Raw genomic sequence first — 19,538 nt, 5'->3', positions numbered from 1 at the left:
ATGCCGGGGCCGGACAACCAGGCGGACGGCGGTGCTATCTTAGGGCTCCTAAGTTTCTTCCTAGCGAGACAAAGGTGCGCGATGCCACGGCAGGGTCTGACCAGCGCGCGCGTTTCGGCCGCTGCGGCCGAACTGGCGGACGTGGTCGGTCTGTCCCGGCTGACCGTCGCGGCCGTCGCCCGGCACTTCGGCGTCTCGGACGCCGCGCTGTACGTGCACGTCCGCAGTCGGGACGCCCTCATCGAGCACGTCGCGGTCCGGGCGGCGGCCGCGTTCGCCGACCAGCTCGCGATCGCCGTGGCCGGGCGAGCGGGCCACCGGGCTCTCGTCGGGTTCGCCGACGCCTGGCGCGCGTTCGCCGTGGCGCACCCGGGGCAGTACGCCGCGACGCAGCTCCCGCTTCCGCCCGAGGTCGGCACCAGTTCGGCCGGGCATCTGCGCCTGATCGAGCTGAGCTACGCGATGCTGCGCGGCTACGGGCTCGACGAGCCGGCGCTCACCGACGCAATGCGATTCGTCCGCAGCACCCTGCACGGCTTCGCGAGTCTCGAAACCGTCGACGGTTTCGGGCATCCCCGCGCCGTCGACGCGTCCTGGCACTCGATCCTCGACGCGGTCCACACCACCTTGAGCAACTGGCCAACCGAGAAACGGGAGCAGCAGTGAACAGTCGTGACCAGTCGGTCGAGTCGGCCGACGGCACCCGCCTGGTGGTGCGACGCCTGGGCGTCGGAGACCCCGTCATCCTGGTGCACGGCTCGGGTGGCGGGCTGCACTCCTGGGCCACCGTGGCGGAGCACCTCGCCGACGACCACGAGGTGTGGCTGCCGGCGCGGCGCGGCTACGGCCCCAGCGACGTCCCGGCCGGCACCAAATCCTTCCGCGACGAGACCGCCGACCTGCTCGCCGTCATCGAGGCGGCCCGCCAGTCCTCGAACCGACCGGTCCATCTCGTCGGCGCGTCCTACGGAGCGACGCTGGCGCTGCACACCGCCCTGGCCGATCCGCGCGACGTCCGCTCCCTGGCCATCTTCGAACCACCGCTCTTCGCGGCCGGGGCGGAGATCGCGCCGCTGCTCGACCGGTACCGTGCCGCCTTCGAGCGCGACGACGCCGCCGCGATGGCAGCGGCTCTGAACGACGTGACGCGGGTCCCGGCCGAGATCGTCGCCGCGATCGCCGCCGGCGCGGCCGATCGGGTACCCGACCCGGTCGAAGCGCGCCGCTCGGCGATCGGCTGGCTGCACGATCTCGAGGCCCTCGCGCAGGACAGCACCGACATCGCGCGGTGGTCGGCGATCGCCGTGCCGACTCTCCTGTTGGCGGGCGCGGACACCTGGGAGCCGATGCCCACCACGATGGACACTCTCGCCAGGACGATTCCGGCAGCCCGCTACGTCGTCTGGCCGGGCCAGTCGCACTTCGTCACCATGACCGCGCCCACCCTGGTCGCGGACGCCCTACGGCAGTTCTTCGCCGAGGCATCGGCGGCCCGACCGGGACGGTGACCGCCACCCGCTGACGTCGCCGGGGCAGGAGCCCGCACCACAGGCGCGGATCCTGCCCGTCGCATCGGCGGACGCCCCCGGCCTACTCGGGCACCTGCTGTTCGCGGAACTGTTGCACCGGGAGGCCGCCGCGACCCCAGTTGTCGGTGTCGACCTCGTCGATCACCACGAATGTCGACGTCAGCGGCTTGTTCAGGACGTCGCGCAGCAACTCGCTCACGCCCTTGATGAGGGCGGCCTTCTCCTCGGCGGTCGCCGCGGGCGCGCCCGCGGTGCTGCCCTCGCGGGTGATCTGGATGGTCACGATCGGCATCGTCTGCTCCTTTCTGCGGTGTGGGTGGCGTCAGTGACCGGCGTTCTGGCCGCCGTCGACGTGCAGGATCTCGCCGGTGACGAAGGGAGCGGACTCCAGGTAGAGAACGGCGTCGACCACATCGCTCGTCTCGCCCATCCGGCCGACCGGGTGCAGACCGGCGAGCGTCTGGTGCGTCTCCACCGGGTGCATCGGGGTCTTGATGATGCCGGGCGCGACGGCGTTGACCCGTACGCCACGAGCCGCGTACTCGATGGCCAGGGACTTGGTGGCCGAGCTGAGGCCGCCCTTGGTCAGCGAGGCGAGCACCGACGGAACGTGCGAGCTGGGCTGGTCGACGAAGCTGGTCGTGATGCTGACGATGTGCCCCGTGCCCCCGGCCAGCAGGTGCGGCAGGACGCGTCGGGTGAGGTGGAAGAACCCGGCGAGGTTGACCCCGGTGACCTGGTCGAACTCCTCGTCGGTGTAGTCGGTGAACGGCTTGGCGACGAAGATGCCGGCGTTGTTCACCAGGGTGTCGATCCGCCCGAACCGGTCCAGGGCGGCACTGACCACCCGCTGCGCGGTGTCGGCCTCGGCGATGTCGCCCCGAACCGTGACGACCTCCGGGTCGGTGGACGCGCCGATCGAGCGTGATGTCGCCACGACGCCGTACCCGAGCTTGCGGTAGGCGTCCACGAGGTCGGCGCCGATGCCCTGGGAGGCCCCGGTGATCACGACGACCTTCTGTCCCGGACTGCTGTTCATGAGGAAACCACCTTCACTAGACGACTGGTCTACTAAAAGCTAGCCGACCGGTCGTGTATCGTCGAGGCATGGGACGCACAAGTGACGCGCGGAACAAGATCCTCGACGCGGCTGCCGCGCTTATCGAGCAGCGCGGCTACACGGCGCTCGGGGTGGCCGAGATCTGCACGGCGGCGGGAGTGCCGAAGGGCAGCTTCTACTACTTCTTCGAGTCCAAGCAGGCGCTCGCCCGCACCGTCATCGACGGGCACTGGGTCACCCAGCGCCGCCAGTGGGAAGAGGTGCTCGGCAGCGAGCGCGACCCGCTACAGCGGCTTCGGGACCTGTTCGAGGCCACCGAGGAGGTCCAGCGCGTCGGTCAGCAGAAGGCCGGAGTCGTTGCCGGTTGCCTGTTTGGCAACCTCGCCCTCGAACTCAGCAACCAGGCCGAGGAGATCCGCGGTCGGCTCCAGGAGATCTTCGAGGAGCAGATCAGCCTCATCGAGCAGGTCGTCGTCGAGGCGAAGGAGAGTGGCCTGGCGGGCCCCGAGGTCGACAGCCGGGAAGCAGCCCGATCGATCGTCGCGCAGATCGAGGGGCGGGTCCTGTTCGCGAAGTTGCTCAACGATCCGACCCAGCTGGAAACGTTGTGGCGCAACTGCCTCGATCTCCTCCAGGTACCGGCGGAGGCGCGGACCACCACCGGCTGAACGGACGACTGTCGTTGACCGTCCACTCCGGGCGCGCTGCGCGGTCGCTCAGTACCATCGGCGGGGCACGATGTTCAGGCGGACCACCACCGACCCGATCGGGCAGCCGACATGACGACCGAGCAGACCACCTCTCCGCCACGTGCCGGCGTCGGCATCGTCGCCAGTGCCCTGGGCCAGAGCGTCCGCGGTCCTCGCCAGATCCTCGCCGACATCTCGCTGGCCATCGCACCCGGTGAACTGGTCGCGATCATCGGCGCCAGCGGCGCCGGCAAGACCAGCCTGCTGGAGCTGCTGGCCGGTGTCCGGCGACCGACGGCGGGCGCCGTGACCTACGACGGCGCCGCCCCGGCGGGCGCGATCGGTTTCGTCCCGCAGGACGACATCATCCACCGCGAGCTGCCACTGTCCCGCACCCTGCGCCACGCCGCCCGGTTACGCCTGGCACCCGGCACCGGGCCGACCGAGGCCACCCGCCGGGTCGAGGAGGTGCTCGCCGAACTGCGCCTCACCGAACGGGCCGCCACCCCGGTTGGCCTGCTCAGCGGTGGTGAGCGCAAACGCGCCAGCATCGCCGTCGAGCTGCTCACCCGGCCCGGCGTGTTCTTCCTCGACGAGCCCACCTCGGGTCTGGACCCGGCGATCGCCGTGGAGCTGCTCCGGGTGCTGCGTACGCTCGCCGACTCCGGGACCACTGTCGTGCTCACCACCCACCAGATCACCGACGTGGACCGCTGCGACCGGGTCGTCGTGCTGACCCGACAGGGTCGTCTGGCGTTCACCGGCACACCCGCCGCCGCCCGGGAGTTCTTCGGCCTGCGGTCCCTCGCCGAGGTCCACCTGCGGCTCGACGAGGCGGCGCACCCGGCCGAGTGGCCCGACCGCTTCGCCGCCCAGAGCGACGCCGAGCACCGCGACGCCGCCCAGAGCGACGCCGAGCACCGCGACGCCGCCCAGACCGAGGCAGCCCAGAGCGACGCCGAGCACCGCGACGCCGAGTGGCGGCGCCGCGCCGGCGACGACAGTGACATCGCCCCGACGCCGCCCCGGCGGGTCGGCCGGCTGCGCCAGTGGGCCGTCCTCACCGCGCGCAACGCGGAGATCGTCGTCCGCAATCGGCTGACCCTGGCGATCCTGCTCGGCTCACCGCTGATGGTGCTCGGCATGTTCGCGCTGCTGTTCCGACCCGGGGCGTTCGAGCCCACCCGGCCGAGCCCGACAGTGACCGTGATGATCCTGTTCTGGATCGCGTTCGGCGGCTTCTTCTTCGGGCTGACCTACGGGTTGCTGCAGATCTGCACCGAGCTGGCGATCCTGCGCCGGGAGCGGCTGGCGGGTGTCCGGCTACTGCCGTACCTGCTGGGCAAGGTCGCGGTGCTGCTGCCGCTGTTGGCCCTGGTGGACCTGGCCCTGCTCGGGGTGTTGCGCGGGATCGACCGGCTGCCGCCTGTCGACGGCAGGGACTTCGCGGCCCTGTACGCGACCCTGCTGCTCTCCTCGGCGGCGGCGCTCACCCTCGGCCTGCTGTGCTCGGCTGCGGTCTCCGACGCGGCCCAGGCGACGCTCATGCTGCCGATGCTCTGCTTTCCGCAGGTGCTCTTCGTCGGTGCGATCCTGCCGGTGCCGGCCATGGCCGTCGGCGGTCAGTGGCTCAGCTTCGCGATGTCGAACCGCTGGGCGTTCGAGGGTCTGGGGCACACCGCGGGGGTGGAACGACTCTGGCGCGACGGCGGTTCCCCGCTCGGCCCGCCGCTGCTGGCCACGTACGGTGACAGCTTCTCCCGGCCGGTCTGGGTGAACTGGCTGGTGCTCGGCGGTTTCACGGTGCTCTTCCTCGGCGCCGCCTGGGCGGTGCTGGCCCGACGGGACTCCCGTCGTGCCTCCTGAGCCGATCCCGCACGCCTCCCCCACCGCGCTGCCGGGCTACGCCGCCACCGGCCGGATCGACGAGTTGCGCGCCACCGAATACCGGCACCTGGACACCGCCGGGCAGGTGTACCTCGACTACGCCGGCGCCGGCGTCGCGGCACATGCCCAGGTACGCGAACATCACGACCGGCTGCTGGCCGGCCTGTACGGCAACCCGCACTCGGAGAACCCCAGCAGCGCGGCGGCCGGTTCCCTGGTGGAGTCGGCACGACGCGCGGTGCTCGACTTCTTCCGCGCGGACCCGTCCGAGTACGCGGTGGTCTTCACCCCGAACGCCAGCGGCGCCTGCCGGCTGGTCGGCGAGGCGTACGACTTCGGCCGGGGCGCTCCGCTGGCGCTGACCTGGGACAACCACAACTCGGTGAACGGCATCCGCGAGTACGCCCGGGCGGCCGGCGCGGCCGTGCGCTACGTGCCGCTGAGCGGGCCGGAGCTGCGGGTCGCGGAGTCGGATCTGACCACGGTGCTCGACGCCAGCCGCGGCGGGCGGTGGGGTCGGGGTCGAGGTCGGCGCGGCCTGTTCGCCTATCCGGCGCAGAGCAACTTCTCCGGTGTGCAGCACCCGCTGGGCTGGGTGGAGCTGGCCCACCAGCACGGCTACGACGTGTTGCTCGACGCTGCCGGCTTCGCGCCGACGAATCGGCTGGACCTCAGCGTCGTCCGGCCGGAGTTCGTGTGTCTGAGCTGGTACAAGCTCTTCGGCTACCCGACCGGGGTCGGCGCGTTGCTGGCCCGCCGCGACGCGCTGGCCCGGCTGCGCCGTCCGTGGTTCGCCGGCGGCACGATCCGGGCGGTAAGCGTGCAGGGTGACTGGCACCGGTCGATGGACGACGAGTCGGCGTTCGAGGACGGCACGCTCAACTTCCTGAGCATCCCGGACGTGGAGTTCGGGCTGCGGTGGCTGGACTCGATCGGCGTGGACCTCGTGCACACCCGGGTCGGCCTGCTCAGCGAGTGGCTGCTGGCGCGGCTGACCACGCTGCGGCACGCCAGCGGCCAACCCCTGGTGCAGGTGTACGGGCCGACGACGGGCGCGGACCGCGGCGGCACGGTGACGTTCAACCTCCGCGACCCGGACGGCGTCCTGGTCGACGAGCGGCTTGTGGCGCGGGAGTCGGCGGCGGCCGGCTTCGCCCTGCGGACCGGCTGCTTCTGCAACCCGGGCGCGGGTGAGGGCGCGTTCGGCATCAGCCGGGACTCGCTGCGGCGGCGGCTGTTGGCGCGGGTCGACACGATCGACAGCTACCTTGCCGAGCTGCGCCTACCGACTGGTGGCGCGGTCCGTGTCTCGTTCGGGCTGGCGTCCACCGCGACCGACGCGGAACGCATCGTCGACTTCGTCCAGTCGACCTACCTGGACCGTGGTGTCGGCGTCGAGGCACCGCTGCCACCGCGGTTGCGGTGTTGACCCGGACGCGCAGGCGCGTCAGCCGACCTGGGCCACCGGCGCCGGGCGGTGCCTGATCTCCTCCATGAACGGGAACTGGGCGGTGAGCTCGGCGATCGTCAGCCCGGACTGCCAGGCGGCGGCCACCTTGGCGACCTGCAACAGGTCCATCACGTCGCCGCGCGCCAGCACCTCGCCGGACACCCGCAGGTCGATCATGAAGTAGCGGGCCTGCGATCCCAGCTTCACACAGACCACGCCCTGCCCGGAGTGCAGCTCGGCGCAGGTGAATCGGCTCCGCCCCTGCGCGGGGGCGGTGACCCGACCGAGATCGAGCCCGTGTCGGGCGGCGGTTTCGATGAGCGCGGGGGCCAGACCACCTCGCTCGACCAGATCCGGGTAGAGGCGCACACCCAGCGCCGTCGACGCGTCGCTCATGACTGACTCCCACTTCCTTGTGACAGAGACCAGCAGCGCGCAGGTTACGAGGAGGTTTCCCGCACGCCTCGTCATCCTGTCCCGGGTGGACGCCCCACGGCAATAGGAAGGGTCGATTCGACCGCCATCGAGTAACAGACGAGGCCACCGCTCCGGGGGTCGTCGCCTCCATCTCGGAGTCCCGGACGGTCGCCGAGCCGCGCTCGGCGCCGGCGCGCGAGGGGCGATGCGAGCGTATTGGAAACACTCTTGACAGAAAGACAGGATATCGACATGCTTCTCTACAGAGAGCGCTCTCCGCCCTTTTCGTCGCGCAGCCTCCACCACTTTCCGCTGAGGAGCCTCCCGTGTTCACAGCCCGCACCCGGCCTCGTCCCCTCGTACTCCTGGCGGTTGCCCTCGTCGCGGCCGCCGCGGCGCTCGTCCCGGCACACCCCGACCGCGCCGAGGCCGCCATCGGCGCGATCAGCTGGCAGGACGAGTTCAACTCTCCGTCCGGCACGCCCGTCGACCAGAACAAGTGGCGCTTCGACACCGGCGGCGGCGGTTGGGGCAACAACGAGCGGCAGTACTACACGAACAGCACGAGCAACGCCGTCCACGACGGCCAGGGCAACCTGGTGATCACGGCCCGCCGGGACAATCCCGCCAACTACCAGTGCCACTACGGGCGGTGTGAGTACACCTCGGCGCGGTTGCTGTCGGCGGCCACCTTCACCCAGACCTATGGCCGGTTCGAGGCCCGGATCAAGATTCCGCGCGGCCAGGGCATCTGGCCGGCGTTCTGGATGCTCGGCACCGGCGGCGGCTGGCCCGACGCCGGCGAGATCGACATCATGGAGAACATCGGCCGGGAGCCCAACACCGTGTACGGCACCGTGCACGGGCCCGGCTACTCCGGCGGCGGCGGCATCACCGGCAGCCGCAGCCTCGGTGCGCCGCTCGCCGACACCTTCCACACCTACCGGGTGGACTGGGAGCCGAACGTGATCACCTGGTACCTGGACGGGGTCCAGTACCACCGGGTCGATCCCGCGCGGCTCGGCGGCAACCGCTGGGTGTTCGACCACCCCTTCTTCATGATCCTCAACGTGGCGGTGGGCGGCAACTGGCCCGGCTACCCGGACGGCTCCACGCAGTTCCCCCAGCAGATGCTCGTCGACTATGTCCGGGTGTCCAGCTACACCTCCGGCGGCGGCGACCCGGCGCCCGGCACCAGCCGGATCAGGGGCGCGCAGAGCGGGCGGTGCGTCGACATTCCCAGCGCCAACCCGGTCGAGGGCGCCAAGCTGCAGATCTGGGACTGCAACACCACCGCGGCCCAGGCCTGGACCTTCGCCTCCGACGGGACGGTCCGCGCGATGGGCAAGTGCATGGACCCCGCCTGGGCCGGCACGGCGAACGGCACCGAGGTCAACCTGGTCAGCTGCAACGGCAACACCGCGCAGCGCTTCACCCTCAACGCCGCTGGTGACCTGGTCAACCTCAACGCCAACAGGTGCGTGGACGTGCGGGACGCCAACCCCAACAACGGCGGCAAGCTGCACCTGTGGGACTGCCTCGGTGCCGCCAACCAGAAGTGGTCCCGCATCTGACGACTGCCCGCTATGTTCGGATACGTCCAGAATCCGGCATTTCGGGAGTCAGTTCATGTCGCACCATCTCGACACCCCGCTGGCCGCCCAGGGCGGCCAGCTCTACATCGACGACCTGTACGTCTTCAACGGTGACCGCGCCACGGTGTTCGTCATGGACGTCAACAGCTCGGTGACGAAGGCGGACATCAAGCGCGGCTTCCACGCCGAGGCGCGGTACGAGATAAAGATCCACTTCAACGGCGCGGAGATGGAGGGTCTGGCCTACCGATTCGCCTTCGGCGAGCCGGACGGCGACGGCAGGCAGACCCTCCAGCTGTACGAGCTCGCCGGCGAGGATGCCCGCGACGACGCCGCGATGGGCACGCCCATCGTCGAGGGGCACACCGGCGAGGTGTCGACCGGCGGCAACGCCCGGGTCTGGGCCGGGCGGATCACCGACCCGTTCTACGTCGACCTCGACGAACTCGCCACCATCAACGGCGCGCTCAAGAACGGCGCCCGGGTGGACCGCTCGGCATGGCGGACGGACCAGGCCAAGAACAGCTTCGCCGGCACGACTGTCGAGTCGATCGTCCTCGAGGTCTCCCACGACGAGCCGCTGCTGCGCGACGGCACAGACATCGGCGTCTGGTGCCGCACGATGCTGGCCACCGACGCCGGTGGGTGGCGACAGATCAACCGCGCCGGCCACCCCATGATGTGGCCGCTGTTCTGGCCGCACGACACCGACTTCTCCGACCCCGCGAACGTCCGGCACCCCAGCAGGGACCTCTCCGAGGACGGCGAGGAGATCGCGAGTGCCGTCGCCGGCGTCGTCGCGGCCAACGGCACCGCCCCCGACCCGCAGGCGTACGGGTGGAGCGTCGCCCGACAGCTCTATCCCGACCTGCTGTCCTACCAGGTCGGCACGGCGGCCAACTACGGCTTCGCGGTCCGCAACGGGCGCGGCATGGCCGACAACGCACCCGAGGTGATGTTCTCCCTGGTGCTCAACACCGGCACCACGTCCGGCCTCACCCCGGAGGTCACCAAGGCCGCCCGCGCCGCCGGTTTTCCGTACGTGGTGCCGGCCTGACCGGGCGCCGGCGCGTCGCCCACCGCTCGACGGCGAGGGCTGACGTTCCCGGGGTGACCGCCGAAACGGACCTGCGCTGGCCTCGTCGACTCGACTCGACGAGGCCAGCGCAGGTCCGGCAGGACGGTGTCAGCCCTCGATGTCGCGGGGATCGCGGCTGCGGGGGTAGGTGTTCTTCTCCCCGATCGTGCCGTCCTGCTTCTTGACCACGTGCTCGACGCCACGGTCGGCCGCCATGTCCCGGCCCTGGGCCTGCGCGTCGGCCTTCGCGTCATGCGTGCTGGTGGCCCGCTCGTTGCCCTCCGCCTTGTTCTTCCACTGCCCGTCCTCGTGGTACGTGTCGACGTCACCCTTGACCATGGCCGACTCCTCCCTGCATCCGAAGTGTTCCTCGGATATCAGTGCCCGCAGCCGGGCCGGGCAAACCGCCGTCCTCAGGAGACGGCCCGAGGACAGTTGCCGCTCGTCAGCCGCACCGTGTGTTCGCGCTCGTCGGTGGTGATGCCCGAGGGCGCACCGTCGAAGTGGGTCTCGACCTTCTCCCAGCCGCGCCGCTGCTCGTAGTGCAGGTGCGGCGCGCCGGAGTTGCCGGTGCTGCCGAGCAGCCCGATCTGGTCACCCTGAGCGACCTCCTGCCCGACCTTCACCAACGGCGGTTCGAGCATGTGCAGGTACTGCGTCTCCCACTTGCCACCGTGGTCGATCTTCACCCAGTAACCGCCGCCCCGCCCGCGGGGCCCTTCCGGGTTGTCCGGCGTACGACCACCGAGCGACCCGTTGATGCCCGCCTCGGTGACCGTGCCGCCGTAGGACGCGAGCACCGGCCGCCCCCACGCCTCGCCCTCGGTGGGGAACAGGTCGACGTCGTAGTCGTCGTGACCGGGATAGGTGCCCAGTTGCCACGTCTCGCCGCAGGCGACCGGCAGTTGGAAGAGCGGGCGCGGCCCCGCCGGTCGCAGCATCGGCACGACGACAAGCGTGATGGCGAGGATGACACCGAGGACTGCCGCCGCCGCGACGAGCGCGATGAGGACGCGGATTTTGGGGCTGCGGGCGGGGCGGTGGGAGCGGGCTGTGGTCGAGCGGCCGGTCGTCACCGTCTCGAGGATGGCAGACGCCGGCAATGCCTCGGCGCCCGGTCACGCCCCACGGCCAGAGTGACATTGCAGTTGCATCGTAAAAGCGTTACAGTGGATGCAATACGGTTGCATTGCAAAGAGAGAAGGCCCGATGCAGGTCATCGCGTTGTCCGAGGCGAGCGCCGACCTGACCGACCTGGTCGGCGGCAAGGCGGCCGGGCTGGGCGAGCTGATCAGGCACGGCGAACGGGTGCCCGAGGGCTTCTGCGTCACCACCGAGGCGCACCGACTCGGCGTCATCCCCACGGCCGAGGTCGTCGCCGCGTACGAGCGGCTCGGCGCGGGCCCCGTCGCGGTCCGCTCCAGCGCCACCGCCGAGGACCTGCCGGACGCGAGCTTCGCCGGGCAGCAGGACACCGTCCTCAACGTCACCGGCACCGCCGAGCTGATCGCCGCCATCGAGAAGTGCTGGGCTTCGCTGCACGGCGACCGCGCGACCGCCTACCGCGACGCCCACGGCATCGATCATCGAACGGTGCTGATGGCCGTCGTCGTGCAGCGCATGGTCACACCCACGGTGGCGGGGGTGCTGTTCACCGCGAACCCGCTGACCGGGCGCCGCGACGAGATGGCCGTCGACGCCGCCGCCGGCCTCGGCACGACAGTGGTGGACGGCGCCACCGCCGTCGACCACTACCTCCTCGACGACGTCACGCGCGACGAGACCGGCTGCCTGACGGCGGGCCAACTGGCCCGCCTCCGCGCCACCGGCGAACGGTTGCAGGCGCACTTCGGCTGCCCGCAGGATGTCGAGTGGGCCTTCGACGCGGACGACGTGCTGTGGCTCCTCCAGTCCCGGCCGATCACCAGCCTGTTCCCCGCCCCGCCGCCGAGCGGGAAGCCCCTCCCCCGCGTCTACCTGGAGTTCGGGCACGTCCAGGGCATGCGGCAACCGGTCACCCCGATGGGCATGTCGACCCTGCGGGCGCAGATCGCCGGGATGCTCGCCGCGCTCGGGGTGCGGGTCGAGATCGTCGACATCGGCGGCCGCCTCTACGGCGATTTGACCGACCTCGCGCGGGACGGATCGTCCCGTAAGCGACTGGTGCGGCTCCTGGCTGTCGACTTCGGGCCGCGCGCCCAGGCGGTGATGCAGCACGTGCTCGCGGATCCCCGGTTCGCCCCGACCAAGGGCGGCGCCACGCGCGGCCGGGCACCGGGGGCCGCGTCGCTGCGGACGGCCGGCCGCGCGGTGGTGGGGATCCTGCGGGCGCTGGCCCGCCCCGAGGCCGCGCGGATCCGGCTGTTCGAGGCCGTCGAGCAGCTCAGAGTACGGTCCGCCGCCCCCGCCGACCTGCGTACCGCGGCCGATCGGCTGCGCTTCGTCCAGGCGACTGACGCCGACGCCGACGACACCGCCGACGCGATCATGTGGCCGATCGTCGCCGGGATGCTCGCCACCGCGTTGCCGACCACCCTCCTCAGGGGCCTCGCCGGTCCCGACGAGATCCACGCCGTGCTGGCCGGGATGCCGCACAACGTCACCATCGAGATGGACCTGGCCCTCTGGCGACTCGCCCAGGGTGCGGGCGACCACCGTCAGCTCCTGCTCGACACCCCGCCGACCGAGCTGGCCACACGCCACCTGAACGGCACGCTGCCCGACATCGGCATGACCGCCTTCCTGGACGCCTACGGCCACCGGGGCGTCGCCGAGGTCGACCTCGGGGTGCCGCGCTGGGCGGAGGATCCCACGCCGGTCTTCGCCGCGGTCGCGAACTACCTGCGGGTCACCGATCCGCGGCAGGGCCCCGATCAGCGCTTCCAGCGGGCCGGCGCGGCAGCGGAGGCGGCGTTGGAGGAGCTGGTCGGGCGGGCCCGCCGTCGGCGGCCGGTGCGGGGCAGCGTCGCCGGGTTCCTGCTGCGCCGGGCGCGGTCACTTGCCGGCCTGCGCGAGGCCGGCAAGTTCGCCGGGCTGTACCCACTGCGGGAGACGCGCTGCCAACTGCTGCTCATCGGCGCCGACCTGCACGAATCCGGGTTGCTGGACCAGCCCGACGACATCATGTTCCTGACCCTGGACGAGGCGCACACCGTCGTACACCAGGGTGTTGATCTGCGCGGCACCGTGACCGCCCGACGGGCGACGCACCGCCGGGAGCTGCGCCGCCGAAGCGTGCCGGTGGCGCTGCTCTCCGACGGCACCGACGTCGAGACCGTCCTGCCGGCGGCGCCCGCCGCCGACGGGACGCTCGCCGGAGTGGGCGCGTCGGCGGGCCGGGTGACCGGGCCCGCCCGGGTCGTCCACGACCCGGGCACCGCGCACGTCGAGCCCGGCGACGTCCTGGTGGCGGCGACCACCGACCCCGGCTGGACCCCGCTGTTCCTCACCGCGGCGGCGCTGGTCACCGAGACCGGCGCGATCATGGCGCACGGCCCGACCGTGGCCCGGGAGTACGGCATTCCCGCCGTCATCTGCGTGCCGGACGCCACCCGGACGATCCGCACCGGACAGCTCGTCACCGTGGACGGTGGCGCCGGCACCATCACGGTCCACCAACCGTCGACGCCCGAGCGGGAAGGACGACAGTGACCGACACGAAGGCACCGGCCAGGGCGCGGGTGGGCCCGCTGCTGCGTCGGGCGGCCCAGGCCGAGGCCGCGACGTGGCGCAGCCTGTACGTCTGGGCCCGGCGCCGCCCCCTGCCGCTGGGACCCGGCGACGAGCCGTTCGGCTACCTCGGCGTGGTCAAGCCGATCCTGGGCATCTTCATCGCCCTGTCGGTCGTGGAGATCCCCATCTTCGACGTGGTGGTCACCCACGTGGTGCCGTGGCGGCCGGCCCGCTGGATCGTGCTGGGCCTCGGCGTCTGGGGTCTGCTCTGGATGATCGGGCTCTGGGCCAGCATGACGATCCATCCGCACGTGGTGGGCGACCGGGGCCTGCGGGTGCGGCTCAGCTCGGGCATCGACATCTGGATCCCGTGGGCGGACGTCGAGGCCCTGCGTAAGCGCCACCGCTCGTTGCCGTCGAGCAGGTCGGTGCAGGTCGAGCAGGAGGGTGAGCGCCGGGTGGTATCCATCTCGGTCGGCAGCCAGACCAGCGTCGACGTCCTGCTGCGCCGGCCGCTGACCTTCGACCTGCCGAAGGCCGGGTCGATGCCGGTGAACGAGCTGCGCCTGTACGCCGACGACCCGGACGGCCTCCTGCGCAGCGCGCGGGGCACCCCCGCTAACCACCCGGTCAGCCGGTAACCGCCGCCGCTGGCGGGCTGTCCGGGCCACCCACTGTGAAACGATCGAGGCCATGCCCAAGAAGGTCGATCACCAGGAGCGCCGCACCCTCATCGCGGACGCGTTGATGCGGGTCGCCGCGGACCAGGGCCTGGAGGCCGTCAGCCTCCGCCACGTGGCCACCGCGGCCGGTGTGTCCGCCGGAATGGTCCAGCACTACTTCCGGACGAAAGACGAGATGATGGCGTTCGCGTTGAGCGTGGTGCGGGAACGCGGCCAGATCAGGGTCACCGAGGCGCTGGCACGACTGGGCGTGGACCCGCCACCCCGGCTGCTGCTGCGCACCATGCTCGCCGCGCTGTTGCCCCTGGACGAGGGCACCCGCGACGACGGGCGGGTGGCGCTCGCGTTCCTCGCCTACACGGCGGTGCGTCCGGCCGCCGTGCCCAGCCTGCGCGAGGGCACCCGGCAGCTCACCGGGTTCATCGCCGGCGTCCTGCCCGACCGGCACGGCGACGCCGCCGCGGCCGGTCTGCTGGCGCTCATGGAAGGGCTCGGTGTCTACCTGCTGGGTGGGCAGTACACCGTCGAGCAGGCACTGGGCGCGTTGGACGCCCACCTCGACCTGCTCTTCGACTGACCACCTCAGATCGCTGGCGGATCGACGGGATTGTGCGGGTCCGCCCGCCGTGGCAGTCTGCGGATCCTTGGAAGCCGGAAAAAGGGGCGGTGGCACATGCTGAGCATGCAGGGGGCGTCAGTCGGCTACGGCGACGCGCCGGCCGTCCTCCGGGAGATCTCGTTGACGGTCCGGCCGGGACGGGTCCTGGCGTTGACCGGGTCGTCGGGCGCGGGCAAGACGACGCTGCTCCACGCCCTGGCCGGGCTGCTGCGGCCACGGGAAGGGTCCGTGACAGTCGACGGGCAGCCGCTGCGCGACCGCGATCACGCGGTCGCGCACCGGATCGTGCTCGTCCCACAGGACAACGGCCTGGCCCCGATCCTCACGGCCGCCGAGAACCTTCAGGTGGCGCTCGTGGCCGATGGCGTGACCCCACCCGAGGCCCGCGGGCAGACCGCCGCGATGCTGGAGCTGCTGGGCCTTGCCGGCCAGGCCGACCAACTCGTCGAGGAGTTGTCGGGTGGCCAACAGCAGCGGACGGCCGTCGCCCGCGGCCTGGCCCTGCGCGGGAGCGTGCTGCTGGCCGACGAGGTGACGAGCGAGCTGGACGCGGGCAATCGGCAGCGGGTTCTGGACCTGTTGCACGGCGAGGCACGCCGGGGCGCGGCTGTCGTGTTCGCCACCCACGACCCGGAGGTGGCTGCCGCCTGCGAGGCGGAGCTGCACCTCGTCGAGGGGCGGGCCGAGATCCTCCGCGACTGAGGCCACCGGTAACCGGCAGGTCTCGGTCTACCGGTACGGGGCGGCGGGCGGGCGGTCCGGTCGATAACCTCGGCACCAATGCTGACCGTCATCTGGGGTGCGATCGCGGCCCGCCGAGCACAGGCGTTGGCGGTGCTCCTGCTCGCGGTGCTCGCCAGCGCCGCCGCGGCGGCCGCACCGAGCTACGTCGCCGCGGCCGGGCAGGCGCTGGCCCGGTACGAGATGTCCACTGCGGAGCCCAACGAGCTTCGCATCCGGCTCGCCGAGGGCGCCGAATATCCGGGGATGCCCGGTGACCCCACCCGCACCGTGTTCACCAGCACGGTCCGGCAACTGACGCCGGCCGGCTTCGACGTCGTCCTGGGCGCTCAGACCGGTGGCGTCGCCGCCGGCCGAGCCGGAGAGGTGACCTCCCGCCTGATCTTCCGGGAGGGGGTGTGTGAGCGGGTCGCCGTGGTTGGCGCCTGCCCCCGGGCCACCTCGAGAGACCAGCCCCCCGAGGTCATGGTCAGCACGCACACCGCCGCGCGGCTCGGTGTCGCCGTCGGCGATCGCTTCACCTTCGCCGCGGTGCCCGTGCGGGTGACAGGCATCTACCGAGCGCAGGACGTGACCGATCCGTTCTGGCTCGGCGGGGAACTCATTCGCCCAGCCACCGGGGGCTCCCCCGGCACGTCGATCCCGGGCAGCGCCGAGGATGCCATCTTCATCGCCGAGGCCGCTCCCCTGCCCGACGACGATGTCATCCTGCACCGGTCCACGGCCGACCTCTACGTCACCGAGAAGCTGCTGGACAGCGGGTCCATGCCGGAGCTGCGGGCCGCGGTCATGAAGCTGCAGCGGGACGGAAACCGCGAGAACTTCGGAGCCGGCACCACCACGACCAGCCTGTTCGACCGCATCGAGCGGCAACGCGGGCAACTGGCCGACGGGGTCACGCTGGGCGCCGGGCTGCTCGTGCTGCTCTGCTGGCTGGTGCTCTTCGTCGCGGTGGGTTCGGCGGCGGAGCAGCGGCGACCGGAGCAGGGCCTGCTCCTGCTCCGCGGAGTGCAACGCCGACGACTGTGGGCGCTGGCGATCGGCGAACACGCCGTACCCGCGTTGGTCGCGATCCCCCTCGGCTGCCTGGGTGGCGTCGCCGCTGCCACACTGCTCGCCGCGCACACCCTCCCGGCCCGCGCCGACGTCACGCTGGACGCCAACGTTGTCGCCTTCGCCGCCATCGGCGCGGCCGGCGCGCTCGCCGCGGTGCTGCTGGCCCAGGCTCGGATGCTGTCCGCACCTGTCGTCGACCTGCTGCGTCGGGTGCCGGCCCGGGTCCGGGGGTGGCGGGCGACGATCGGCGACGTCGTCGCGGTGTCCATCGCGGCAGCCGCCGTGGTGCAGTTGCGCTCCGGCGGGTCGCCCAGCGGGCTGGCACTCGTGGCACCTGTCGCCGGGGCGCTCGCCGCGGCGGTGTTGCTGGCACGGGTCGCGATGCTGGCCGGCGCCGCGGTCGGTGCGGCACTGCTGGCCCGGGGCCGCACCGCCGTCGGCCTCGCCCTGGTGCAGGTGGCCCGGCAACCACGGTTCCGACCGCTGATCGCGCTGCTCACCGTCGCTGTCGCCATGCTCGCCTTCACGGCGTCGATGAACGAGCTCGCCTCGGCCGCCTACGGCGATCGGGCGGTCGTGGAGGTCGGCGCGCCGCGCGTGGTCGAGGTCGACGCGCCGTCCCGTTCGCACCTGTTGGCGGCCGTGCGGAAGGCCGATCCCGAGGGTCGCTTCGCGATGGCCGCGGTCGTGACGAAAAGGCTCCCCGACGGCGGCACACCGGTGCTCGCCGTGGACTCCGCCCGGCTGACGGCGGTGGCCGTGCCGCACCCGTCCTACGGAGCGTCCTTCGCGGACATCGCGCGCGCCATCCGCCCCGCCCCGCCCGGAGAGCCGGTGCTGCTCCGGGGGCGACTGCTCAGCGTCGGCCTGTCGACCACCAGCTTCGACACGGAGGTCTTCGGGGGGAATGCGCCGCGCCTCGCGGTGACCGTCTCCAGCGCCAATGGCACTCGGGTGGTCGTCGCGCAGCCGGACATCCATCCGGGGCGCGACCAGTACGTCGTTCCGGTGCCCGAGTGCGTGACACAGTGCCGCCTGGTCAAGATGGAAATCGTCACCGCGGTGATGTGGCAGGACGTGACGGTCCACTTCGAGGAGATGCGCATCGGCGATGGCAACGCCGACACGGTGGTGCTGACCGGTACGCAGTTCGCCGATCTGAGGCGGTGGCGACGCACCGTCGCGGGGGATGACTCGGAGGTCAGCGCCACGGGCGGTTCGTCCCCAGCGCTGGCCCTGAAGATGTGGGAGGGGCGTGCGGGGGTAGACGGCATCAGTGTCGCCGACTCACCGTTTCCGCTGCCCGTCTACGTGACCCGGTCGGAGGGGACGCAGCTCGGCGCCACTTATCCGCACGAAGGCGTCGACGGGGCACCGACCACGGCCCGGATCGACGGGGTGGCCGACGGTCTGCCGCAGCTCGGTGGCGCCGGCCTGATCGTCGACCTGGAATACGCCGATCGGATCGCGGTCTCCGGCCAGAGCGGCACCAAGGAGGTGTGGCTGGCCGCGACCGCGCCCGCCGACGTCCTCGACCGGCTTCGCGCCCAGGGTCTGGCGATCGTCGGCGAGCGGACGATCACCGGGGCTCGCCAGGACTTCGATCGGCAGGCTCCGGCGTTGGCACTGCGCTTCAACCTGTTCGCCGCCCTGGCCGGGGTGCTGATCGGGGCGGCCGGCCTGATCGCGATGGCGGCGGCCGAGCAGCGTACCCGGGTGGCCATGTTGGTGGCGTTGCGTCGGCAGGGGTTGCCAGCGCGCGCCGTCCGCGGCGGCTACGGGTTACCGGTCGCGGTCGCCGCCGTGTCGGGCGGTCTCGTCACCCTGGTGATCTGGCTGCTCACCCGAAGAGGGCAACGACTGTTCAGTGATGGCCGCTCCCCGGTCCCGATACCCGAGTGGCCGGACCTCGGCCGGCTGTTGGTGTTCGTGGTGCCCACTGTCACGCTGTTCGCCCTCACCGCGGTCGTGCTCGGTCGGGTCATCGCCGCCTCGGTGCGCCGCCGGAGCAGCCGATGACCGCCCAGCCGCAGGACGAGCCGATGACCGTCGAGCCGCAGGACGAGCCGATGACCGTCGAGCCGCAGGACGAGCCGATGACTGCCGAGCCGCAGGACGAGCCGTTGACTGCCGAGCGGCCGGAGCGGCCGACCGCCGCCGAGCCGCCGGCCGGGGGTGTGGCCGTCACCTGCCACCGGCTCATCCACATCTACTCCACCGGCACCGGCGACGTCGTCGCGCTCTCCGGGGTGGACCTGCACATCTCGCCGGGCGAGATGCTGGCGCTGGTGGGGCCGTCCGGCTCGGGAAAGTCCACCCTGGTGGCGATCCTCGGCGGGCTCCTGCAACCGTCCGCCGGCCGCGTGCACGTGGGCGACCACGAGCTGTCCCGGCTCTCGTCCAAGGGCCTGGCGGGCCTGCGCGGGGCCACCGTCGGCACGGTGCTCCAGGGCGCCGAACGTAACCTGTTGCCGTACGTGTCGCTGTCGCGCAACGTCTGGTTGGCGCAGCGACCCGCGGCGCGCATCGCCGGACGTCGGCTCGACCCGCCGGAGGCGGTCCTGGAACTCGTCGGCCTCGGCGGTCACGGCGCGCGGCGGGTGGGCGACCTGACTCCGGGGCAGCGTCAGCGGGCCGCTCTGGCGCAGGGGCTCGCGGCCGGGCCCGGGCTGCTCCTGGTCGACGAGCCGACCAGCCAGCTCGACGCGTCCGGTCGGGACGAGGTGCTCAGGGCGCTGGCCACCGTCAACGCCCAGCGGGGCACCACGGTGGTCGTGGTGACCCACGACGGCGAGGTGGGTGCCCGGCTGGGCCGCGCCGTCACCATCCGGGACGGCCGGGTCGGGGCCGAGGGCCGCGACGGCCGGGACTTCGCCGTGGTGGCCGGTGACGGCACGATCCAGTTGCCACCCGAGGCGTTCGCGGCCTTCCCGGCCGGGACGTTGTTCGAGGTAGAGCACGCCGACCAGGCGGTCACTCTGCGCGCCGTGGCCACCCCGTCGTCCGTTGGCGCGGACGACGGGGTGGCGAAGGACGGCGGCGGGCCCGACCACGCCGCCTGA

At 71.9% G+C, this 19,538-nt stretch carries 18 protein-coding genes; 13 read left to right on the top strand and 5 right to left on the bottom strand.

Annotated elements, in window-relative coordinates:
• The first annotated feature begins 81 nt into the window (after positions 1-81).
• Positions 82-666, top strand: coding sequence for a TetR/AcrR family transcriptional regulator (locus ACPXBU_RS09190; protein ID WP_425757718.1), 585 nt, complete (start codon positions 82-84; stop codon positions 664-666).
• Positions 663-1,508, top strand: a complete 846-nt coding sequence (locus ACPXBU_RS09185) for an alpha/beta fold hydrolase (RefSeq protein ID WP_425757717.1) — start codon at positions 663-665, stop codon at positions 1,506-1,508. The genes ACPXBU_RS09190 and ACPXBU_RS09185 overlap by 4 nt, the downstream gene beginning before the upstream one ends.
• An 82-nt stretch (positions 1,509-1,590) precedes the next feature.
• On the opposite strand, the gene ACPXBU_RS09180 is transcribed toward ACPXBU_RS09185, so the two are convergent.
• Together ACPXBU_RS09180 and ACPXBU_RS09175 are read right to left on the bottom strand one after the other, a co-directional pair.
• Complete coding sequence (locus ACPXBU_RS09180; protein ID WP_393367338.1) at positions 1,591-1,821, bottom strand: tautomerase family protein; 231 nt, start codon at positions 1,819-1,821, stop codon at positions 1,591-1,593.
• Positions 1,822-1,851: 30 nt separating this feature from the next.
• On the bottom strand, positions 1,852-2,568 hold the full coding sequence (locus tag ACPXBU_RS09175) for an SDR family NAD(P)-dependent oxidoreductase (protein ID WP_425757716.1): 717 nt from the start codon (positions 2,566-2,568) through the stop codon (positions 1,852-1,854).
• A gap of 68 nt (positions 2,569-2,636) precedes the next feature.
• Between ACPXBU_RS09175 and ACPXBU_RS09170 the strand changes: the two genes are divergently transcribed.
• The 3 genes from ACPXBU_RS09170 (at position 2,637) to ACPXBU_RS09160 (ending at position 6,594) form a co-directional block, all read left to right on the top strand.
• On the top strand, positions 2,637-3,257 hold the full coding sequence (locus tag ACPXBU_RS09170; RefSeq protein ID WP_393367336.1) for a TetR family transcriptional regulator C-terminal domain-containing protein: 621 nt from the start codon (positions 2,637-2,639) through the stop codon (positions 3,255-3,257).
• Positions 3,258-3,368: 111 nt separating this feature from the next.
• Positions 3,369-5,144: an ATP-binding cassette domain-containing protein gene (locus tag ACPXBU_RS09165; RefSeq protein WP_425757715.1), complete on the top strand. Its 1,776-nt coding sequence runs from the start codon at positions 3,369-3,371 to the stop codon at positions 5,142-5,144.
• Complete coding sequence (locus ACPXBU_RS09160) at positions 5,134-6,594, top strand: aminotransferase class V-fold PLP-dependent enzyme (protein WP_425757714.1); 1,461 nt, start codon at positions 5,134-5,136, stop codon at positions 6,592-6,594. The genes ACPXBU_RS09165 and ACPXBU_RS09160 overlap by 11 nt, the downstream gene beginning before the upstream one ends.
• Positions 6,595-6,612: 18 nt before the next feature.
• On the opposite strand, the gene ACPXBU_RS09155 is transcribed toward ACPXBU_RS09160, so the two are convergent.
• The gene (locus tag ACPXBU_RS09155) at positions 6,613-7,011 is read right to left on the bottom strand and encodes a hypothetical protein (protein WP_425757713.1); all 399 of its coding nucleotides are present in this window, start codon (positions 7,009-7,011) and stop codon (positions 6,613-6,615) included.
• A 347-nt stretch (positions 7,012-7,358) separates the two neighbouring features.
• Between ACPXBU_RS09155 and ACPXBU_RS09150 the strand changes: the two genes are divergently transcribed.
• Together ACPXBU_RS09150 and ACPXBU_RS09145 are read left to right on the top strand one after the other, a co-directional pair.
• The gene (locus ACPXBU_RS09150) at positions 7,359-8,606 is read left to right on the top strand and encodes a family 16 glycosylhydrolase (RefSeq protein WP_425757712.1); all 1,248 of its coding nucleotides are present in this window, start codon (positions 7,359-7,361) and stop codon (positions 8,604-8,606) included.
• Between the two features lie 55 nt (positions 8,607-8,661).
• Positions 8,662-9,684 (top strand): DUF4331 family protein, encoded by a 1,023-nt coding sequence (locus ACPXBU_RS09145; RefSeq protein WP_425757711.1) that lies wholly within the window; start codon positions 8,662-8,664, stop codon positions 9,682-9,684.
• Between the two features lie 129 nt (positions 9,685-9,813).
• On the opposite strand, the gene ACPXBU_RS09140 is transcribed toward ACPXBU_RS09145, so the two are convergent.
• On the bottom strand, positions 9,814-10,044 hold the full coding sequence (locus ACPXBU_RS09140; RefSeq protein ID WP_425757710.1) for a DUF2188 domain-containing protein: 231 nt from the start codon (positions 10,042-10,044) through the stop codon (positions 9,814-9,816).
• Between the two features lie 74 nt (positions 10,045-10,118).
• Positions 10,119-10,781, bottom strand: coding sequence for a M23 family metallopeptidase (locus ACPXBU_RS09135; protein ID WP_425757709.1), 663 nt, complete (start codon positions 10,779-10,781; stop codon positions 10,119-10,121).
• Positions 10,782-10,914: 133 nt separating this feature from the next.
• Between ACPXBU_RS09135 and ACPXBU_RS09130 the strand changes: the two genes are divergently transcribed.
• The 6 genes from ACPXBU_RS09130 to ACPXBU_RS09105 all read left to right on the top strand — a co-directional run bounded on the left by ACPXBU_RS09130 (position 10,915) and on the right by ACPXBU_RS09105 (position 19,538).
• Positions 10,915-13,356, top strand: coding sequence for a PEP/pyruvate-binding domain-containing protein (locus ACPXBU_RS09130; protein WP_425757708.1), 2,442 nt, complete (start codon positions 10,915-10,917; stop codon positions 13,354-13,356).
• Positions 13,353-14,018 carry a PH domain-containing protein gene (locus ACPXBU_RS09125; RefSeq protein WP_425757707.1) on the top strand — a complete coding sequence of 222 codons (666 nt, stop codon included), beginning with the start codon at positions 13,353-13,355 and terminating at the stop codon, positions 14,016-14,018. The genes ACPXBU_RS09130 and ACPXBU_RS09125 overlap by 4 nt, the downstream gene beginning before the upstream one ends.
• Positions 14,019-14,070: 52 nt before the next feature.
• Positions 14,071-14,637 (top strand): TetR/AcrR family transcriptional regulator, encoded by a 567-nt coding sequence (locus ACPXBU_RS09120; RefSeq protein WP_425757706.1) that lies wholly within the window; start codon positions 14,071-14,073, stop codon positions 14,635-14,637.
• 96 nt (positions 14,638-14,733) lie between these two features.
• Positions 14,734-15,381, top strand: coding sequence for an ABC transporter ATP-binding protein (locus ACPXBU_RS09115; protein ID WP_393367319.1), 648 nt, complete (start codon positions 14,734-14,736; stop codon positions 15,379-15,381).
• Positions 15,382-15,459: 78 nt separating this feature from the next.
• A complete protein-coding gene (locus ACPXBU_RS09110; RefSeq protein ID WP_425757705.1) occupies positions 15,460-18,495 on the top strand; it encodes an FtsX-like permease family protein in 3,036 nt (1,011 codons plus the stop codon).
• Positions 18,492-19,538: an ABC transporter ATP-binding protein gene (locus tag ACPXBU_RS09105; protein WP_425757704.1), complete on the top strand. Its 1,047-nt coding sequence runs from the start codon at positions 18,492-18,494 to the stop codon at positions 19,536-19,538. Before ACPXBU_RS09110 ends, ACPXBU_RS09105 begins: the two co-directional genes overlap by 4 nt.

The organism is Micromonospora sp. DT231 (assembly GCF_049847025.1).
Lineage (GTDB): Bacteria > Actinomycetota > Actinomycetes > Mycobacteriales > Micromonosporaceae > Micromonospora.
This window is presented reverse-complemented; position numbering and strand designations above follow the sequence as displayed.